This is a genomic window from Pseudomonas sp. GW823-FHT05G12 (assembly GCF_058795575.1).
The window spans coordinates 2741307-2761319 of record NZ_CM179501.1; the positions used below are offsets into that span (position 1 = coordinate 2741307).

Here is a 20013-nt window from a genome sequence, read left to right on the forward strand (position 1 = left end):
TCTGTTCATGGCACCAGCACCACGTCTTCGGAGTCGCTACCACCGTTGGCGCTGGTGACCTGCACCTTGGCCGGCGGAATGGGCGAGAGGGTCATGCTCAACGTCTTCACGGCGCCGGTACCGCCCAGGTTGCCGATCAGCGTGCCGTTGCCGGTATGTGCGGTAAGTACTGGAGGTGTTGTTTCGTCACTGGTGCTGGCCACCAGGGTCAGCTCGCCAGTGGACAGGCGGTACTGGGCCTGCGTGATGGTGACCAGGTCGGTCAGGGGAACGTTGCTGGTGGTCAGGCTGCTGGTCGGGATTGCCACGCTGTTGTCAGCGGACAGTGTGACGATGGTTCCGGCCGCCGGGTTGAGGGCTGACTGGGCGTACCAGGCGCCGGTGCCGTTGGCCTCGGTGAGGCTCAGGTTGGGGGTCTGGCTGGTCAGGGTGACGCTTGCCGGTGGCGGCGGGGCCAACACGAAGATGTCTTGCTGGGCGATCAGGTCGCCGTTCTCGGTATGGCGTGAGTAAGTGCTGCGTTGTGGCATCAGCGGGGTTGGCAAGGCCACTTCGGAAAGTTTGCCCGAGACAGCGAACAGCTCGGTGCGCAGGTCGATGCCACCAGGGCCTTCGATGCGTACGTAGTTGGTGTTGAATGGGCTGCCTGTTACCCGTTCTTCCAGGTTCGGGTCACCGATGAAGCGCTCGTTGCCTTCGGTGTAGGGGCCGTTGACACTGCGCAGGAACGGCCCGACATCGCCCTTGAGTGCGCCGGTGAAGTCGCCTGCGCCGGCGATGCCGATGTCGCGGGTCATGTTGATCGCCCGGCGCCCTGCAACGGGCACATCGAACACTTCAACACCATAGGGGTGGGTGACCACGTAGGTGCCCGCGGTGGGAACGTCGACCCGAATACGGACCCGGGCGAAGCTGACCTGGTCACCCTCGACAGGTTCCTCGGCGGCGAATGCCGCTTCGATCGCCGTGCCATAGCTGAGGTCGATGCCACGCGCAGCGTCGACGATGGCAGCGTCGGCAGTGAACCAGAACGCTTCGTCAGGGAAGTTGGTGGGGAAGACGATGGGTTGGGTATCGTCGAACACACCAGGTGTGGGCAGTAGCGTGCACATGTATGAGGGTGCGCCAGGTGCGCCTGCGACCCGGGAGCTGACGGCCTTGGTCAGGCACAGGTCGAGGGTACGACCGTGGCTGTCCTGGTACCAGGCGGGGAAGCCGCCGTTGGCTGGGACGTAAGCGCCTGGATCGACAGCGTTCAAGGCGGCCTGCGCGGGAAGCTGGAGAATGCCGGCGAAAATCGCCACTGCCAGCGGGTGGGGTATCGGTCGGTGCATGAGTCAATTCCTCCTGCAAACGGGCCCATGGACTTGGGGCGTCTGGGAGGAGATCGGCAAGAGCTGTGCCAACACCTGAAAAATGCTTTGCAGGCCTTGTGGTGCAGGGGCTACAGATTCTCAGTAGGGCTTTATGCCAGCCGCTGGCGGTGGGCAGCGTTCCCCCAAGGTTGGGGATTGGGGGCCGGTAATTCAAACCCGGTTTTAGAAGCCAATGCGGTTTTTGCTACAGTGCTACGGCGGTCCCTTCCCCAAGCCGAGCCAAGCGATGCAACCCCTCGACCACCTTTCCCTGAACCTGTTCATCGTCGTCTGCGAAGAAGGCACCATCGCCCGCGCAGGCGAGCGCGCGTTCATGGCGCCGTCCGCTGTCAGCAAACGTATTTCAGACATTGAGGCGCGCTTTGGCACCGCCTTGCTCAAACGTAGCAAGCGCGGCGTGGAGCCCACCCCGGCGGGGCTTGCACTGCTGCGCCATGCCAGGGAAATGACCCGCGCCATGGAACGCCTGGACAGCGAGCTGAGCGAATACGCCCACGGCGCGCGTGGTCATGTGCGGGTGCTGGCCAATGTATCGTCGATCATGGAGTTTCTGCCCGAAGAACTGTCAGCGTTCATGCTGGAATACCCACTCATCCAGGCCGATATCGAAGAGCGCTTCAGCGCCGATGTCGTTCGTGGTGTGGCCGAGGGCACTGCAGACCTCGGTATCTGCCGCAAATCCATGGCGGTGGGTGACCTGGATTTCGTACCGTATCGGCAGGATCACCTGGCCGTGGTCGTTGCTGCTGACCACCCGTTGGCCGGCCGCAGCCAGATTGCCTTCGAGGAAACCCTGGGTTACGACCACCTGGGGCTATCGGCCTTTGCCACATTGAACGCTTTCATGCGTAAAAGCGCTGAACAGTCAGGCAAGGCGCTGCGTTTTCGTTCGTACGTGTCGTCGTTCGACGCGGCATACCGTCTGGTGCAGTTCGGCCTTGGCCTGGCGGTGTTCCCGCAAGAGGCCGTATCCCGCTATGCGGCGTTGTTCGACCTGCGGGTCATTGCGCTGACTGACGACTGGGCGCTTGGCGAATTCGTCATCTGCATGCGCGACCGGCACACGCTCTCGCTGTCGGCTCGGCGCCTGCTTGACCACCTGTTGCTGCGTGCACCGGCCTGGCAGGTCGCGGGCTGATCCATCGTGGCTGACGATGGATCAGCCCGCGAAACACGTCTTTTCTGCCCGTCATCCAGCTCTTAGTCTGGCGCAACGCTTCAGACAGAGAGACCGCGATGACAACAATAACAATCAATGAAGTCGGCCTGCGCGATGGCTTGCAGAGCCTGCAAGTGATCATGCCGACAGCAGCCAAACGCCGCTGGATCGACGCCGCTTACGGCGCCGGCGTGCGTCATATGGAAGTCGCGTCGTTCGTGTCGGCACGCTTGCTGCCGCAGATGGCCGATGCCCGCGAAGTGGTGGCCCACGCCCTCACGTACCCGGACCTGCAAGTAACCGTGCTGGCTCCAAACCTTCGTGGCGCAAGGGACGCACTTGAATCGGGTGCACACCGCATCGTCGCCCCGGTATCGGTGAGCACGGCGCACAGCCTGGCCAACGTGCGCCGCACGCCAGTGGAGATGGTCGAGGAACTGGGGCGCATGTGCCAGCTGCGTACTGAAATGGGCCTGCATGGGGTGCAAGTCGTGGCCGGCATGTCAGTGGCCTTTGGCTGCACCCGCCAGGGCGAGGTGCCGCTGGCTGACCTGTGTGCGTTGACCCGCCAGGTGATCGAAGCCGGTTGCGACCTGGTCTCCCTGGGAGACACCACTGGCTATGCCAATCCGGGCCAGGTAGCAACGGTGCTTCAGGCCGTACGGGAGATTGCAGGCGACCGTCTCAAGGCCGCGCACTTCCATGACACCCGGGGCCTGGCCTTGGCCAACAGCCTGGTGGCGGTGCAGCAGGGCATTGGGGAACTGGATGCCTCCCTGGCGGGCCTGGGAGGGTGCCCGTTCGCCCCTGGCGCGTCTGGTAATACCGTGACCGAGGACCTGGTGTTCATGCTGCAAAGCATGGGCTACGACACCGGCATCGACTTGCCTGCGCTAATCGAAACCCGGCAGGTACTAAGCGAAGCGCTACCGGGCGAGCCACTTTACGGCTTCATCGCCCGGGCCGGATTGCCGCTCAACTTCGCCAACACACACCGCCACGCCTGAATTGCCCGTAAGAGGAGCATCACAATGTCCAGACTTCCCTTGGACGGCATCCGTGTCGTTGAGATTTCGCATATGGTCATGGGCCCGACGTGCGGCATGATCCTTGGCGACCTTGGCGCCGAAGTCATCAAGATCGAGCCGGTACGCGGCGACGGCACACGCCGTTTGCTGGGCGCAGGGGCGGGCTTTTTCCGCACCTTCAACCGCAACAAACAATGCATTGCTGTCGATGTTGAAACGCCCGAGGGCCGTGAGGCCGTGCTGCAATTGATCGACACCGCCGATGTCTTCATCGAGAACTTCAAGCCCGGGCGTATGCAGAAGCTGGGTCTGAGCTACGACGCACTGTGCCAGCGCAATCCAGGGCTGATCTATGCCTCGCACAAGGGGTTTCTCAGCGGGCCATACGATAACCGCCTGGCGCTGGATGAAGTGGTGCAGATGATGGCCGGTCTGGCCTACATGACAGGGCCGGTAGGGCGCCCGCTGCGCGCAGGCAGCTCGGTGAACGACATCATGGGTGGCATGTTCGGCGCCATTGGCGTGCTGGCCGCACTCAACGAGCGCCACAGCACCGGCAGGGGCCGTGAGGTGCAAAGTGCCCTGTACGAGAATTGCGTGCTACTGGCTGCCCAGCATATGCAGCAGTACGTGGTCACCGGTGAAGCCGCAGCGCCGATGCCGAACCGCATCAGTGCCTGGGCCATCTATGACGTGTTCACTTTTGCCGGTGGCGAGCAGATGTTTGTCGCCGCCACAGGGGAAGGCCAGTGGCACGCGTTATGCCGGGTACTGGGGCAGACCGCTTTGCTTGATGACCCGACCCTTGGTAGCAATAACGACCGCGTGTTGCAGCGGCCACGGCTGCTGGCGCACCTGGCCGAGGTGTTTGCGCCGCTGGACGCCGCGCAGTTGGCGTTGCAGCTGGAAGCCAACGGCATTCCTTTCGCGCCGATCCGCCGCCCTGAAGAGCTTTTCGAGGACCCCCACCTGCTACAGAGCGGTGGCATGGCCGAGCTGCAACTGGAAGACGGCAGCCACACACCGATGCCGTTATTGCCGCTGTCACTGGACGGCCAGCGCCTGCAGCCACGGCGGGCGATCGCGCGGATTGGTGAGCACACCCGCCAAGTGATGCGTGAACTGGGTTACAGCGACGCGCACATTGCCCAGCTGTGTGCGGCGGGCGTGCTGAAAACAGACGACGCGGCTTGAGGAGGCCTTGAGATGGCGATCTACCAATATGACAACCTTGCACCCAACCTGCACCCGGAAACGTTCATCGCCGAGGATGCCAGCGTCATCGGCGACGTTACCCTGGAACAAGGCGTCAGTGTATGGCCGCAGGCCGTGCTACGGGGCGACAACGAAGCGATCCGTATCGGCCAGCACAGCAATGTGCAGGAGGGTGCTGTCTTGCATGCCGACCCCGGCTTTGCGTTGACAGTGGGGCAAGGTGTCACCATCGGCCACCAGGCCATGCTGCACGGCTGCACCATCGGCGATGGCGCGCTGATCGGCATTCAGGCGGTGGTGCTCAATGGCGCGGTCATCGGCAACAACTGCCTGGTGGGTGCAGGCGCCATCGTCACCGAAGGCAAGGTGTTTCCCGACAACTCGTTGATCCTGGGCGCACCTGCCAAGGTAGTGCGCGAGCTCACTGCCGATGCCATCGCCAGTATGCAGCGCAATGCGACCGAGTACGTCGCAAAAGGCCAGAGCTTCAAGGAAAAGCTGATACGTATTCGCTAAAAAAACCTGCTGGTGGCGCCCTTCGAGGCGTCGCTGCTCTCCAATAATTACAAGAATGGAGATTCACCATGGTTGCTTTGACCGGCGAACTGGCGCGTGAGCGCAACGACAGTCACATCAATGAGCTGCTGCTATACCGCCGTGTGGCCTGGCGCATCATGCCGCTGGCTATCATCTGCTTCCTGTTCTCCTACTTCGACCGCATCAACATCAGTTTTGCGAAGACACAAATGCAGCAGGAACTGGGCCTCAGCGATGCTGCCTACGGCCTGGCCGCGAGTATGTTCTTCGTCGGCTACGTGCTATTCGAAGTGCCCAGCAGTCTCGGCCTGAAACGCTACGGGGCTCCGGCCTGGATCTGCCGGATCATGGTGTCCTGGGGCCTGGCGACGGCTGCGCTGGTATTTGCCTATACCCAGTACACGCTGTACTTCCTGCGCTTTCTGATCGGCGTCATGGAGGCCGGTTTCGGCCCGGCGATCCTGTTCTACCTGGCATGCTGGTTTCCGCGCAAGCACCTGGCGAAGATGAATGGGCTGTGGTTCCTGGCGGTGCCGCTGGCCGGGGCGGTGGGTGGCCCGGCTGCGGGCTTTTTGCTGGGGACAATGGACGGCGTGTTGGGCCTCGCTGGCTGGCACTGGTTGTTCCTGATGTCCGGGCTGCCGTGTGTGCTGCTGGGCCTGCTGGTGCTGTGGAAGCTGGACCGCGATATCGAGGCGGCGAAATGGTTGAGCCGCGAGGAGAAGGACCTGCTGGCGGAGAACCTTGCCCAGGACAAACGCGCTGCAAAACCGATACTCGGCTCGATCTGGCGGGTGTTGCTGACCCGTGAAGTGGCGATCATGGCGTTCATCTACTACGTGGTCAAAACCGCGTCCTACGGGCTGAATTTCTGGATGCCGCACCTGATCAAGTCCTCGGGGGTGCAAGACATGCTGTGGGTTGGCGTACTGTCGGCATTGCCTTATGCGGTAGCGTGCATCGGCATGGTGTTGCTGACTCGCCACTCCGACCGCACCGGCGAGCGCAAGCGCTATCTGGTGTACTGCCTGCTGGCGGCCGCCGTCGGTTACCTGCTGGCGTGCCTGTTCTCCGACTCTCCCTTCGCGATGATGACCGCGCTGGTGCTGGCCACTGCGGGCACCTTTATCGCTATCCCGATATTCTGGACCATTCCACAGTCGACGTTCTCGGGGCTGGCAATTGCCACCGGCACCGCCGCGATCAACTCGGTGGGACAGCTGAGCGGCATCGTTGCACCAGTGATGGTGGGCAAGATCAATGACCTTACCGACAGTACCTACATGGGCATGCTGTCAATCGCGCCGCTGATCCTGGTCGCATGCCTGGTGGTGATGCGTTACGTGCGCAACCCTAAAAGCTGATTGGCGCTGAGTCTTCGAACAACAACAAGAACAAGAGCAAGGCATACCAATGATCGTGATCTTTCGGCGAGCATCGCTGGTGCTCTCGGTGCTTTACTGCGCCTGTCAAACCGCCCAGGCTGCCTTCATCCATGACGGCAGTGGCAGCCTGGAACTGCGCAATTTCTATTTTGACCGCGACTTCCACGGTGACAGCGCCACGCAATCGCGGCGCGGTGAATGGGCCCAGGGCTTCATGCTGCGCTTGCAGTCTGGCTATACCGACGGCGTGGTTGGCTTTGGCCTGGACGCAGCCGGCATGCTGGGGCTCAAGCTGGACTCCTCGCCTGACCGTAGCGGTTCCGGCCTGTTGCCGCGAGGCAGCGACAAACGCGCCGCGGATGACTACGCCAAGGCCGTGGCTACCTTCAAGGCCAGGCTGGCGCAGAGCGAATTGAAGGCGGGGGGCCTGAGCCCGCAACTGCCATTGCTGGCGTCCAACAGCAGCCGCTTGTTCCCCCAGTGGTTCAACGGTGTGCAACTGGTGAGCAAAGACTTGGACCGGTTTACGTTCACCCTGCTGCAGGTGGATGCCACCAAATTGCGTGACTCCACCGACTATGAGGACCTGACCGCCATGGCGCAGCAAGGGGCCTATTCGGCGGCGGTCACCAGTGATCGTCTGCGCTACGCCGGCGTCGATTACCAGCCGTTGAACAAACTGACCCTCAGCCTTCACACCAGTGCGCTCGAAGACCTGTTCCGGCGTGATTTTGCCGGGTTCAAGTTCAAGACCCGCCTAGGGCCGGGGGATGTGTTCACCGAGTGGCGCTGGTTCAATGCAAGGGAGCAGGGCCCGGCGTTGCTGGGCGGGGTCGACAATCAGACCCTCAGTACCAACTTCGGGTACAGCGTTCAGGGCCACACGTTCAGTGGCGGCTATCAGAAAGTGCGTGGGGATACGGCATATGCCTACGTGGGGGGCACCGATACCTACCTGTTCAGCGAACAGCAGGTCAGCACATTTGCCTTGGCCAACGAACGGGCGTGGATGCTGCGCTACGACTACAACTTTGCTGCGGCGGGCATCCCCGGGCTGACGTTCAACGTGCGTTATGTAAAGGGCGATCAGGTGGACCCGCAACGCATTGCCAGCGTCAAAGGCAGGGCATTGGCCGCTGGCGGCGGAGAGGGGCGGGAATGGGAGCGGACTACGGATATCACCTATGTGGTGCAGTCGGGGGCGCTCAGGAATGTGTCGCTGCGTTGGCGCAATGCGAGCATGCGCTCGAATTTTGCCGATGCAGCGGATGAGAACCGGGTGATCGTCGGGTACACGTTCGAATTCTGAATTCAGACACAATCATTCGTTGGGCGCAGCCGGTTTCTCTTGCGCTTTGGATCTGCGCGGTTTGCGTGGTTTTTTCGCCGGCCGCTTGCCGGGCTTGAGCTGCCAGCGGTCGGCGTTGGCGAGCAGGCGTGCCTGGATTGCGGGTGGGTAGTCGCTCAGGGTTGTCACGGGAGGGACTGGCTTGCCGGGCATGCCGGCCTCGCGGATGACCTTCGGCCAGCGCGGTCGCCAGCACAGCAGCAGGCTGAGCCAGTGGCCGGTGCCGATGATGACGAAAGCGGGCCAGACAAACAGCAGGGCAACTTTGAACAGCCAGCTGCTTTTGCGGAAGAAACGCCCAAGGCCTTCGAACTGGGCGCTGAATGCCTGGATGGGTGAGGGTAGGTGGGTGCTCAGGCGGGGGCGGGGGACGGCGTGTGGGCCTTCTTCCATGTAACGGCGGATGAATTCCCACTCATCACGCAGCTCGCTGCCGCCTTGGCCTTGTTTGCCCAGCAGGGCCATTTCCATGTGGGGCAGGCCGGTGCGGCTGGGGTGCCAGACCAGGCCTAGTCGCATGCCCATGCTGAGTGAGTCATCTTCTGGATATAGGCCAGTGCTTCCGGTTGCATTCCATGGAAAAGTTACGATTCCACCGCAGTATTTCGGTCGATGTAGGTGAACTTGTTGGGTTACTCGATTGAAGCGAATAAGCAAGTGACGGCTAGTCAGCATTTCTAGTCGGGTTAAGTGGATTCCATACTTTGAATAAAGATACACTAAGGTGGAGCTGGCTGAGAGCATTATAAGTGTTGAAAGAACAGTGATTACGGAACGCCCATCCGGATCGGTGATGTCCATCCATAAAAATCCAGTGGTGATCATTAGTCCCACAGCAATGGCCGGGGCGACAGCGCCGAGCGTTGCGAGCGTAATAAGCCCACGCTTCTCTTCTGAACCTCCGCAGCGCATTTCTAAAATAGTGTCGCTGAACGCGAAAACAGGTCCTCTTGCATAGGGTTGTTTACTAACGGATTGGAAGTGCATTTCTTCAGTCAGGTCACTCTCATATAAATCTTGACGCTTTTCGTTCGGTGTCAGTTCTGCTTCATATGCTTTTCGCGCGGCTTCGGATTCAGTAGCCATTTGCCAAAAACCCCATTCGATCAGATACATCACAATACCTCGCTGAATGCGGAGTGCAGGGTCTTCAGCTCTTCTTGTTCTTCAAACGGTTTTGTGTTTTTTGCAAGGCGGAAGCTGCTGCGTTTGCACCACTTTTCCAAAGCATCGTCTTCAAGTATGTAAATAATCAATGTGAAGACCAGGCCAATCCAGAACGCCCCAAGAACGAGGCGCGCAAGTAATAACCGAGCAGCCTGCGTGCCGAGCTTCTTTGCAAGTGCTCCCAAGGAGGTGGATAGCATCCTGACAAGCTTGGTCTTGGCATTTTGAGAAAGGTAGTCGAAAAAAGGTTTTGCAGTCGCAACGGCCGTTCCTAACTCAGCAAGTGAGAGAGTCACTGTAGCGACCCCTCTTACAAAATAAGTAGCCGCCAAGAGTCTGGAGTTTTTTTGAACCTGCTTGGTAGCGCCATTCTGGCTGCTTTTGAAATGCTCAACCGAATCAGTGAAATCCCACCACGCCAGCAGTGAACCCCCGATTACAGCCAATCCCGCCCCCCAGAGCTTCAACCTCCCCAATGTTACGGCCGCCCCTTTTCCGGTCACGCTGTTAGCGCCGTATCGGGTTGCTATCTGGTCCACATAGCTGGCTCCAATTTCAAAGCCCGCCGCAGCCGTGGTCATCGCGGCCGCCAGTAGTTCGGTCTTCACCCGCGCATCACCGTCAGGCAATTCGCGCGCTTTGAAGGCCATCAGCATCCCCTCCAGCAGGCACACCAGCCCGGAAACACGCACTTTGTAGAAGTCACTGTTCCGGGCCTGCATCAACCCTTCAGCCCAGGCCTGGTCGAGGTACCTTGATACCTGGCCTGCACTGCGTTGTGGGTTGATGGGCTGCCCGCTACGTGCAGCTTCACTCAGGCGAATATCGACAGCAGTTTCATGCACCGAAGCGAACAAGGTCAGCCGCAAACCCTGGTGCAGCGCGCGGTCCATGCTGTTGGGGGTCGCGGTGCGCAGCACTTGCCGCCCCAGCGCGACGTACCAGGCATACAGGCCGATGCTGGCCGTGCTGCTCTGTGCCTGCATCTGTTCGTACAGGGTGTTGATGCGCCCAAAGGCATTGGCAGCGGCATGGGCTTGCCTGGCAAGCGCTTCCGGCAGGGCGAAGGATGACGCTGACGACGGTTCGGCCTTGGCGGCTTCCAGCAGCGCCGCCAGTTCTTCCCGCAGGTCCTCCTGATTGTAGGTGATGCCGCGTATTGCCAGGTTGCCCCGGTCTGCTACGTCGCTGCGCCACCAGTGGTCCAGCACTTTCGTGCCCCATTCACTCAGCTCCATGCCGATCACGCACTGGCCGGTCTGTTCGGCAAAGGCCAGGCCGTTGATGAGGTCGGCGTTGTCGTAGCGGTCCAGTGCCTGCAACAAGCGTTCGCTGACCACCCAGCGGGCATGGTCCTTGGCGCGGTCTTCGGCGGCTTGCTGGGCGTGTTGCATGGCCTGCTCGAAACCGTCGAGCTGATCGTGCATGGCCTGGCGGTCGACCAGGTGGCCGTATTTCTGGTCGAACCGCTTGCGGAACTCGCCGGCATCCTGGCGGGCCTGGACTTTGCTGCGGACCTCGCGCTCGAACTGTGCCAGGTGGGGCTTCATGCGTTCATCATGGGCATCGGCCTGTTGCCTGGCCCGTTCGGAGAACAAGTAGATCTCGGGATGCAGGTGGAGCTGGTTGCGGACTTTTTCGGCCATGACTTCGCGCTTGACGATCTGCTCGGCCACCATCTGCGGGTAGAGTTTTTCGATTTCCAGGAACGACTGCGCGACCAGCAGCTTGCGTTCGTTGTCGACCCCGGGTTCCACGGTGCGCGCCAGCCACTGGGTCTTCACATCCTCGACAGCGGCGTTGCGCCAGGCGTTGAGCTCCTGGGTGATCCCGATGGCGTCTTCGATGACGATGGCGGCGCCACGGGGTTTGCTGTGGTTCACCAGCGGTGCCAGCGCTTGGCGTGATGCGTGCGGCGAGACGATCTGGTCGTTGTTGAACGGCTGCAGGTCCAGTAGTGCCTGCAGGTCTGCATCGTCCTGGGCCTTGAAGTCGGCTACCCAGTTCAGTTGGTCATGCTTGAGGACGTGGGGCTGTGGCGGGGCGTCGGAAGGCTGGATGAAGCGGGCGATATCGATCGAGGGCAGGCTGCTGCGGTATTGGTCGTCGAGCAGGCGGTAGTTGTCGAGCATGCGCGGGGTCAGCGGGGAAGGGCTGAACAATGGGCGCAGCTCCTGGATGTCATCCAGGTCGTAGAGGGTGATGGTCCAGCCGAAACCGCGAAGGATCTCATCCAGATTGCCGGCGCTGGGGGCAGGCGCCCAGGGGGCGTCGCTGCTGATGTACAGCAGCGAGCCATTGGGCGCCACGCGGTACTGGCTGTGCCATTCGTAGGCCGGTGCGCTATGGCGCTTGATCAGCAGGTAGAGAAAGCCCTCACGCAAAGGGCGGATGGCGTAGCTGGAGTGGGTCAGCTCGCCGACCTCCTGGAACGGGCTGAGATAGCCTGGCAATTTGGGCAGGCGGGCACGTTGTGCCGGGTTGCCACCGACGGCGGCGTAGCGCAGGGGCAGCAGTTCGAAGCGGCGGGTGCAGTCGGCGACGGGGCTGTTGCGCAGGGCCGGGCGGTAGCCGGAGGTGATGCGCCTGCACAGTTCGAGGGTTTCGTTGAGTGAGTCCATGGTTGTGTTGTGCCTCAGTCCTTGGTGCGCAGGCAGCGCTGCACGTTGTCCATCAGGGATGTCTGCTGCTCGCGCGTGGCGGCAATCGCCTCCTGCCAGGCTGGCGAGCTACTGAGCTGTTCGCCACCGCGAGCCAGCATCAGCACATAGCTGATAAGGTCTTCTTCACGTCCCAGGCCTTGCGCGCGCGCCTGATCCAGATAGTGCTGAATCAAGCCAACCCGTGTGCCGTGGCAGGCAGCGTGCAAGGTCGGGCAGGACTGCTCGTTCTTGAGCAACTCGGCAAGTTGATAGCTCAGCGGGTCACCCGCCAGTTCGGCCCAACACGCTTCGTTCAACGTGATTGGCGGACAGTGCGTGGATTGAGGCTGATCCCCCCCGGATATCTGCATCCACAACCGCTTGCTCGGGTGTGCCACGGGTGCCCACCAGTGATGGATGGGGGCCAGCCATTCGCTTACCCCAGGCAGCTCACGGTGCCTATCCAGCACTAGCAGCGCCGCGGCGGTGTGGAAGCGCAACAGGTACGAGTGGCCGTCCGTGCCCGTGACGATGTTGGCGTGGCTCAAGTGTCCTGCGAGCCGGGCAGCGGGAAGCGCGCTGACTATCCAGCCGCACACGGCGCCAGCAGCACCTTGTTCAAGTTGCCACTGGAAGTCGTACTGGGCCGAGACATCGGAACCGAGGCGCGAACCGAACAACCAAGGGCCTGCTGTCCGCAGGTTGCTGAACTGGGCTTGCTGCAGCAGTGGCCAGCAGCGGCCCGTGTAGTGCCCGGTCAGTTGTTCCTGCACCTTGGGTGTCAAATTGGCCATTTCCACGATGGCGCTGAGGCGATAGTGATCGGATGCCCGCAGCACATCGACCATTGCTCTGACAAATGGGCTGGGCATCAGCTTGCTCCTTCCATGCGAATGATGGTGTGGCCGTCGGCGATCGCCTTGAGCAGGCAGCTGAGGCAAATGGGCTCGCCCGGCGCTGGTACGCCAGACGTTGAAGTGACGCGATTGCTACCCGTAGCCTGCTGGCTGACAGGCCCTTTGAAGGCCAGCGCCAGGCCGTCCAGCGTGATACCGGCGCCGTCGACTCTCAAAAGCCCTGCGGGGCTGCGGATCGTCAGGCTTTCGCTGACCTGGATGTCATAAACCTTGGTGGTGTGCCGGATGGCTTCGCCCGTTTGCAACGTGCTGTGACCGGCAACCACCTGTTCGCGGTGGCCGCCGATTTCTACCGTGTGGTTTGCCTTGGTGATGTCCTGCCGGTGGTTCCCTACCTGTTCGATTCGGTCCTTGCCTGTGGTGATCCTGTGGTTGCGGCCGATGCTCAGGCTGTCGTCGTTGCCGATTTCGTGTACCCGGTTCTGGCCGATGCCAACAGACTCGTCACGGGCAATGTCTTCGCGACGGTCCTGACCGATCGAAATCGTCTCGTCTCGTTCGACGCGTTCGGTACGATCGTTACCCACGCGTGTGGTTTCGTCGTGCTTGACGATGTTGTTCTGGTCCCGCTCGGCATGAATGAACACCTCCTGCCGACCCAGTTCATCCTCAAAGCGCAGCTCGTTGAAGCCTTCGCCTTTATGGGTCTGGCTCTTGATGGTCATGCGCGTCTTGTGCTCGGGCAGGTCATAGGGCGGCAACTGGTTACCGCAATAGGTGCGCCCGGTGATCATCGGCTGGTCCGGGTCGGCGTTGACGTACTGGATGATCACATCCTGGCCGATGCGCGGGATGGCCATCGAACCCCAGCTGCCCCCCGCCCAACCTTGCGACACGCGCACCCAGCAGGAGCTGAACTCGTTGTTTTCGCTTTCCCGGTCCCAAGGAAAGCTCACTTTCACCCGGCCCCATTGGTCGCAATAGATTTCCTCGCCCTTGGGCCCGACCACCGTCGCCATGTGCGGGCCGTCGATGCGTGGCTTGGGCAGGGGGGCCGGGCGCCATTCGGTCCTGCCGGGAACCAGCAATGCTTCCTGTTTGTAGCGGGTGCCTTGCTGCGAGCCGGCGGCCTCTTCCTGCAGGCTGGTGAACTGGGTGCCTTCGTGATGCACGCTGACCGTGCGCCAGTGCACGTTGAGGTCTTCACGCGGGTGCTCGATGAGGGTGAAGCTCAGCCCCGGTTGCAGGCGCACATCGTCGCCTTCCACTTCGGCAATGCGTGCATCATGGCGCAGGGCCGTGAGGCGGGTGGCAGTGAACGGAACCCCGACCGCATCACGCTTGTATCGGCCGGGGTAGTCGAAGCGCTCATAGTTCAGCGATTGATGGGTGTTGCTATTGTCGTAAGCCTGGTGTTCCTGACGGTATTGTGGGTGAGTGAAGGTGTAGTCCCGTTGCACCTGCCGCGCTGTTCGAACCTGTTCGCTGTAACGCAAGCGCCGCAGGCAAGGCCTGGCCTGATCGCCGCCTCCAACGGATCGGTACAGCACCTGATCGGGGCCAACGTCGTCATTGTGAAACCCTTCATCCTCGTCATCGGTCTTGATGGCCCCCCGGCTGATCTGCCCCAGCGCCAGTAGCCGGTCAGTGATGACCAGCAAGTGCTGTTTCGGCGTGTGTTCGAAGCGGTAGACAATGCCTTCCTCGGCGGCCAGGCGGGCCATGAAGTCGAGGTCTGTTTCACCGGCCTGCACGCAAAATTCGCGCACCTGATGCGGGTCGAGACACTTGAGCTCGTAGGCATTCACGCCCTGGCGTTTGAGCATGATCTCGAGAATCTGCGGCACGGTTTTCTGCTGGAAGATGCGCCAGTTCGAGCGTAGCCCGGCGCGGGCCAGCATGGGCTCGACCAGTGCCCGGTAACGGGTGCGATGGAAGCCTGTTTCTCCCTGGCTGAAGGTGCTGACCAGGCCGTGCACGTAGCGCAACGGGCGCTCACCCTGCCAGAGGGTGAACAGCACCGGTTTGTCGAGGAGCTGGCCGAAGTCGACATCGTCTTCGAAGCTGATCAGCTCCAGCTGCAGCCGGAACGGTGAGCTGATGGCTTCGTCCAGTTCGAACGACACCACCTCAAACTCGCTACGGCCAACCAGCGGCTGGAAAGTGAAGCGCAGATCGGATTGGCTGGGCATGTGGCGTCCCCCGTTACTGTTGCAGAATGGCGTTGAGCGATTCGAGGACTTCGGCGGTTAGCAGGTCGAGGCGGTAGCTGTAGTAGCTGTAGGCGCAGACCATGGCGATGACCGAGATGACCAGCGGGGTCCACCAGGGCCACTGCCAGCGGCGCATACGGTGGGGGCAATGGACGACGTTGCTATAGGGGTCGCTCACTGTTTCCGGCGTGGGGCCACGCAGTTGGCGAATGACCTTGTGCATCCGGCTGATCAGCGCGCGAAGGATTTCTTCGCCCTTGGGGTCAAGGGCGTATTTGCCTTGCAGGCCCAGGCAAAAGCAGAAGTACAGGAACTCCAGCACATCCTGGAATTCCTTTGGCGATTGCATGATGCGCTCGAGCAGCACGAAGATCTTTTCGCCGCCCTGGGTTTCGTCGTGGAAGATGCTCAGCAGCGGTTCGTGGCTCCAGCACGAGTTCTGGCCCCAGGGGCGGGTCATCACGGCCTCGTCCAGGTGCAGGCACAAGGCGTAGGAATAGACTTCCTGATGGACCGCGCAATAGCCGTGCTGTCGCATTTCCTCGCGGATAGTACCGATCTGCGTTTGCACGGTCTTGTGCACGAACTGGATGTTGGGCAGGTCATCCAGCGTGCGCAGGCGAATGACCAGGCCGAACAGCTGGCTTGCCGCGTCGAGCATGAGGTTGTCGTAGCCGCCGCGTAGCTGAAAGTCCGGGTCGGCCGGGTAGCTGGTCAGGTCTGTTGCGTATTCAGGACCCGCGCCACCAGCAGGCCGTGGGGTTTCATTTGTGTCTTCAAGCAGGATTGGCTTTTGGTGGGCGGGCACTGGTTTGCCAGTGCGCTCGGACTCTTTGGGCATCCTTGATCCTCGTCTCTTGGCAGGTCAAACACTCGCAGTGCACCTACTTCCATGTGGCGGGGCGCAAGCATTTGCGAAAGTTTGAAGACTAACGAGGAATCAATTTTCGAGACAGATTGAAACTTCCTAATGCGTTGTAAGAAGTTTCGCTAAAAGTTGTTTTTAAGTGTTTCTTGTCAAAAAAATGATGTTTTGTACAGGTAGGGAGGCAACGCATGAAACCGGTTTCAAAACCTTTCTGAACGCGCTAGATTATTCGGCTGTCTCTTGATGGCCTATCAAGATCACCTCTCAATTGAAAATCAGATGGCGCTTATCAAGGCCGCCCCACAGCCGATGAGGATTCGCAATGCCTGAGCATGCCCCAGACAACCCGCGCAGGGATTTTCTGCGCAAGACCTTGACCCTGATCCCTGTCGTTACCGTGGCCAGCACGGGCCTTGGCGCAGGCGCCAGCCAGCTGCTTGCGGCCCCGCAACAGCCACCGAACGTGCCCGCCACGCCACCTGCGGGCAATTATCAACCGACATTCTTCAGCGCCGAAGAATGGGCTTTTGTACAAGCCGCCGTGTCGCGCATCATCCCGGCCGATGAGCTTGGCCCAGGGGCACTCGAAGCGGGTGCCGCCGAGTTCATCGACCGGCAAATGAACACCCCCTACGCGACTGGCGCACAGTGGTACATGCAAGGGCCGTTCAACGCCGACGCCGCTCCCGAACTGGGCTACCAGCTGCAGCTCAGCCCGCAACAAATCTACCGCCTGGGCATCGCTGCCGTGGACGGCTGGTGCAAGGCCAATGGCGGACAGGTTTTTGCTGCGCAAGATAGCGCTACCCGGGACCGAATTCTCAGCAAGTTGGAGGCAGGAGAGCTGGTTTTCGAAACCGTTCCGGCCAAGGTGTTCTTCAGCCTGCTGGTGCAAAACACGCGTGAAGGGTTCTTCTGCGACCCGATTCATGGCGGCAACAAAGGCATGGTCGGCTGGACTCAGATCGGCTTCCCCGGCGCCCGCGCCGACTTCATGGATTGGGTCGAGCGCAATGAGCCTTACCCGTTCCCGGCTGTATCGATCCGTGGTGAGAGGGCCTGAGGCATGGCGACGGTGTTGAACAAAGTGGATGCGGTGATCGTCGGCTTCGGCTGGGCCGGTGCGATCATGGCCAAAGAGTTGACCGAGGCCGGGCTGCACGTGGTAGCCCTGGAGCGGGGGCCGATGCAGGATACCTACCCCGAAGGCAGCTACCCGCAGGTGATCGATGAGCTGACCTACAGCGTGCGCAAGAAGCTGTTCGTCGATGTATCGAAAGAAACCGTCACTGTCCGCCATAGCGTGAATGATGTGGCATTGCCCAATCGCCAGCTGGGCGCATTCCTGCCGGGCAAAGGCGTGGGGGGCGCGGGCCTGCACTGGTCGGGTGTGCACTTCCGGGTCGACCCCGTCGAGTTGCGCCTGCGCAGCCACTATGAAGAGCGCTACGGGCGCAGGTTCATTCCCGAAGGCATGACCATCCAGGACTTTGGCGTCAGTTATGAAGAGCTGGAGCCCTATTTCGACTTTGCCGAAAAGGTCTTTGGCACTTCAGGCCAGGCCTGGACCGTCAAAGGCCAGGTGGTCGGTGAAGAGAAGGGCGGCAACCCCTATGCGCCGGACCGTTCCAACCCGTTCCCGCTGCCCGCGCAGAAGAACGTTGTATCGGCAAGGCTGTTCGAAAAGGCTGCCACCAGCCTGGGCTACAAACCCTACAACCTGCCGTCGGCCAACACCTCGGGGCCATACACCAACCCCTACGGTGCGCAGATGGGGCCGTGCAACTTCTGCGGTTTCTGTAGCGGCTACGTGTGTTACATGTACTCCAAAGCCTCGCCCAACGTGAATATCCTGCCGGCGCTGCGCCAGGTGCCCAACTTCGAGTTGCGGCCCAATGCCCATGTGCTGCGGGTGAACCTGGACGACAGCAAGCGCAAGGCCACCGGCGTGACCTACATCGATGCCCAGGGGCGCGAGGTGGAGCAGCCGGCAGAGCTGGTGATTCTGGCCGCTTTCCAGTTCAACAACGTGCGTCTGATGCTGCTTTCCGGCATTGGCAAACCTTACGATCCGGTGAAGAACGAAGGTGTGGTCGGGCGTAACTTCGCCTATCAGAACATGGGGACAGTCAAGGCGTTCTTCGACAAGGACACCTACACCAACAACTTCATCGGCGCGGGTGGCAATGGCATTGCCATCGACGATTTCAACGCCGACAACTTCGACCATGGCCCGCACGGCTTCGTCGGCGGTTCGCCAATGTGGGTGAACCAGGCCGGCAGCCGGCCGATTGCCGGTACCTCCAACCCGCCGGGCACTCCGGCCTGGGGCAGTGCCTGGAAGAAAGCCACGGCCGACTACTACACCCACCAGGTGTCGATGGACGCCCACGGCGCACATCAGTCCTACCGTGGCAATTACCTGGACCTGGACCCCACCTACCGCGATGCCTACGGTCAGCCGCTGCTGCGCATGACGTTCGACTGGCAGGAAAACGACATCAAGATGAACCAGTTCATGGTCGACAAGCTGAGCAAGATCGCCCAGGCGATGAACCCTAAGGCCATTGCCGTGTTGGGCAAGCAGGTCAAGGACCACTTCAACACCACCAGTTACCAGACCACCCACCTGAACGGCGGGGCGATCATGGGCACCGACCCCAAGACCAGTGCACTGAACCGCTACCTGCAAAGCTGGGACGTACACAACGTGTTCGTTCCGGGGGCTTCGGCGTTCCCGCAGGGGCTGGGTTACAACCCGACCGGGCTGGTGGCTGCGCTCACGTACTGGTCGGCCCGCGCCATCCGTGAGCAGTACCTGAAAAACCCCGGTCCGTTGGTCCAGGCTTGAGGAGCGATGAGCATGAAGACACTGTTGATCGCCACCCTGGTGCTGGGTACCGGTGTGGCTGCACAGGCCGTAGCGAATGACGATGCGCAGGTACGCCTGGGCGAGTACCTGGCCCGCGCCGGTGACTGCGTGGCCTGCCATACCGCCAAAGGCGGCAAACCCTTTGCCGGCGGGTTGCCGATGGAAACGCCGATTGGCACGGTGTACTCCACCAACATCACCCCGGCGGCCAGTGGCATTGGCCAGTACAGCTTCGAAGACTTCGACCAGGCCGTGCGCAGGGGGATCGGCAAGGACGGCAGTACGCTCTATCCGGCCATGCCATACCCGTCTTATGCACGGGTCAGCGAGCAGGACATGCAGGCGCTGTACGCCTATTTCATGAAGGGCGTGGCGCCTGTCGAGCAGGCGAACAAGGCCTCTGACATTCCCTGGCCGCTGAGCATGCGCTGGCCACTGGCAATCTGGCGCGGCGTGTTCGCACCAGAGGCCAAGCCCTGGCAGGCATCGGCGACAGCTGACCCTGTGGTGAACCGCGGTGCGTACCTGGTCGAGGGCCTAGGGCATTGTGGCGCTTGTCATACGCCGCGGGCGCTGACCATGCAGGAGAAGGCCCTGAGCGCGGCCGATGGCGAGCAGTTTCTGGCCGGCAGCGCACCGCTGGAAGGCTGGATTGCCAAGAACCTGCGTGGCGATCACAAAGACGGCCTGGGCAGCTGGAGCGAAGCGCAGTTGGTGCAGTTTCTCAAGACTGGGCGCAGTGATCGCAGCGCCGTGTTCGGCGGCATGAGCGATGTGGTCGAGCACAGCATGCAGCACATGAGTGATGCTGACCTGACCGCTATCGCCCGCTACCTGAAAACCCTGCCGCCAAGTAATCCGGATGACCAGCCGCATGTGTACGACAAGCAGGTCGCGGATGCGCTATGGAAGGGTGACGACAGCAAGCCTGGGGCGGCGGTGTACATCGACAACTGCGCGGCCTGCCACCGCACCGACGGGCAGGGCTACACCCGCGTGTTCCCGGCCTTGGCCGGCAACCCGGTGGTGCAGACTGCGGATGCCACGTCGCTGATCCATGTGGTGCTCGCCGGTGGCACGGTACCGGCAACGCACGCTGCGCCGTCGAACTTCACCATGCCGGCTTTCGGCTGGCGCCTGAGCGACCAGGAGGTTGCCGAGGTGGTGAATTTCATCCGCACCAGCTGGGGTAACCAAGGCAGTGCCGTTACGGCCGGTGATGTGAAGTCGCTCCGCTGACGTGTATTTCTGCACCCTCGCCCGTAGGAGCGGGTTTACCCGCGAACACGGGCGAAGCCCGTGCCATCGTAATCAGATTCCAGGGTAGGCCCTGTTCCACAGATATA

General features: G+C 61.3%; 15 protein-coding genes. 9 read left to right on the forward strand and 6 right to left on the reverse strand.

Annotated features, from left to right (window positions below):
* Positions 1 to 5: 5 nt before the first annotated feature.
* The gene (locus AC3RCM_RS12395; RefSeq protein WP_064493221.1) at positions 6 to 1334 is read right to left on the reverse strand and encodes a hypothetical protein; all 1329 of its coding nucleotides are present in this window, start codon (positions 1332 to 1334) and stop codon (positions 6 to 8) included.
* Between the two features lie 268 nt (positions 1335 to 1602).
* Here AC3RCM_RS12395 and AC3RCM_RS12400 point away from each other — a divergent pair, with 268 nt between their 5' ends.
* The 6 genes from AC3RCM_RS12400 (at position 1603) to AC3RCM_RS12425 (ending at position 8009) form a co-directional block, all read left to right on the forward strand.
* On the forward strand, positions 1603 to 2514 hold the full coding sequence (locus AC3RCM_RS12400) for a LysR family transcriptional regulator (RefSeq protein ID WP_064493220.1): 912 nt from the start codon (positions 1603 to 1605) through the stop codon (positions 2512 to 2514).
* Between the two features lie 98 nt (positions 2515 to 2612).
* A complete protein-coding gene (locus AC3RCM_RS12405) occupies positions 2613 to 3542 on the forward strand; it encodes a hydroxymethylglutaryl-CoA lyase (protein ID WP_047605215.1) in 930 nt (309 codons plus the stop codon).
* 24 nt (positions 3543 to 3566) lie between these two features.
* A complete protein-coding gene (locus AC3RCM_RS12410) occupies positions 3567 to 4757 on the forward strand; it encodes a CaiB/BaiF CoA transferase family protein (RefSeq protein WP_064493219.1) in 1191 nt (396 codons plus the stop codon).
* Between the two features lie 12 nt (positions 4758 to 4769).
* Positions 4770 to 5294 carry a gamma carbonic anhydrase family protein gene (locus tag AC3RCM_RS12415; RefSeq protein ID WP_014861744.1) on the forward strand — a complete coding sequence of 175 codons (525 nt, stop codon included), beginning with the start codon at positions 4770 to 4772 and terminating at the stop codon, positions 5292 to 5294.
* A gap of 68 nt (positions 5295 to 5362) precedes the next feature.
* A complete protein-coding gene (locus tag AC3RCM_RS12420) occupies positions 5363 to 6679 on the forward strand; it encodes an MFS transporter (RefSeq protein WP_076403116.1) in 1317 nt (438 codons plus the stop codon).
* 49 nt (positions 6680 to 6728) lie between these two features.
* Complete coding sequence (locus tag AC3RCM_RS12425; protein ID WP_457251527.1) at positions 6729 to 8009, forward strand: OprD family porin; 1281 nt, start codon at positions 6729 to 6731, stop codon at positions 8007 to 8009.
* Positions 8010 to 8021: 12 nt separating this feature from the next.
* Here AC3RCM_RS12425 and AC3RCM_RS12430 read toward each other — a convergent pair whose 3' ends face one another.
* The 5 genes from AC3RCM_RS12430 to icmH are packed head-to-tail and all read right to left on the reverse strand — an operon-like array spanning position 8022 to position 15768.
* Positions 8022 to 9164 (reverse strand): DUF6708 domain-containing protein, encoded by a 1143-nt coding sequence (locus AC3RCM_RS12430; RefSeq protein WP_457251529.1) that lies wholly within the window; start codon positions 9162 to 9164, stop codon positions 8022 to 8024.
* Positions 9164 to 11836, reverse strand: coding sequence for a T6SS effector BTH_I2691 family protein (locus AC3RCM_RS12435; RefSeq protein ID WP_492629643.1), 2673 nt, complete (start codon positions 11834 to 11836; stop codon positions 9164 to 9166). Before AC3RCM_RS12435 ends, AC3RCM_RS12430 begins: the two co-directional genes overlap by 1 nt.
* Positions 11837 to 11850: 14 nt before the next feature.
* Positions 11851 to 12729, reverse strand: coding sequence for a DUF4123 domain-containing protein (locus AC3RCM_RS12440; protein WP_064492134.1), 879 nt, complete (start codon positions 12727 to 12729; stop codon positions 11851 to 11853).
* Positions 12729 to 14906, reverse strand: coding sequence for a type VI secretion system Vgr family protein (locus AC3RCM_RS12445; RefSeq protein WP_104887691.1), 2178 nt, complete (start codon positions 14904 to 14906; stop codon positions 12729 to 12731). Before AC3RCM_RS12445 ends, AC3RCM_RS12440 begins: the two co-directional genes overlap by 1 nt.
* A gap of 13 nt (positions 14907 to 14919) precedes the next feature.
* Positions 14920 to 15768 (reverse strand): type IVB secretion system protein IcmH/DotU, encoded by an 849-nt coding sequence (gene icmH / locus AC3RCM_RS12450; protein ID WP_104887690.1) that lies wholly within the window; start codon positions 15766 to 15768, stop codon positions 14920 to 14922.
* A 349-nt stretch (positions 15769 to 16117) separates the two neighbouring features.
* Here icmH and AC3RCM_RS12455 point away from each other — a divergent pair, with 349 nt between their 5' ends.
* Genes AC3RCM_RS12455 through AC3RCM_RS12465 form a run of 3 tightly spaced genes read left to right on the forward strand, consistent with a single transcriptional unit; the run spans position 16118 to position 19906 of the window.
* Positions 16118 to 16858 carry a gluconate 2-dehydrogenase subunit 3 family protein gene (locus tag AC3RCM_RS12455; RefSeq protein ID WP_180688162.1) on the forward strand — a complete coding sequence of 247 codons (741 nt, stop codon included), beginning with the start codon at positions 16118 to 16120 and terminating at the stop codon, positions 16856 to 16858.
* 3 nt (positions 16859 to 16861) lie between these two features.
* Positions 16862 to 18646: a GMC family oxidoreductase gene (locus tag AC3RCM_RS12460; protein WP_492629644.1), complete on the forward strand. Its 1785-nt coding sequence runs from the start codon at positions 16862 to 16864 to the stop codon at positions 18644 to 18646.
* Positions 18647 to 18658: 12 nt separating this feature from the next.
* Positions 18659 to 19906: a c-type cytochrome gene (locus AC3RCM_RS12465; protein WP_457252244.1), complete on the forward strand. Its 1248-nt coding sequence runs from the start codon at positions 18659 to 18661 to the stop codon at positions 19904 to 19906.
* Positions 19907 to 20013 lie beyond the last annotated feature (107 nt).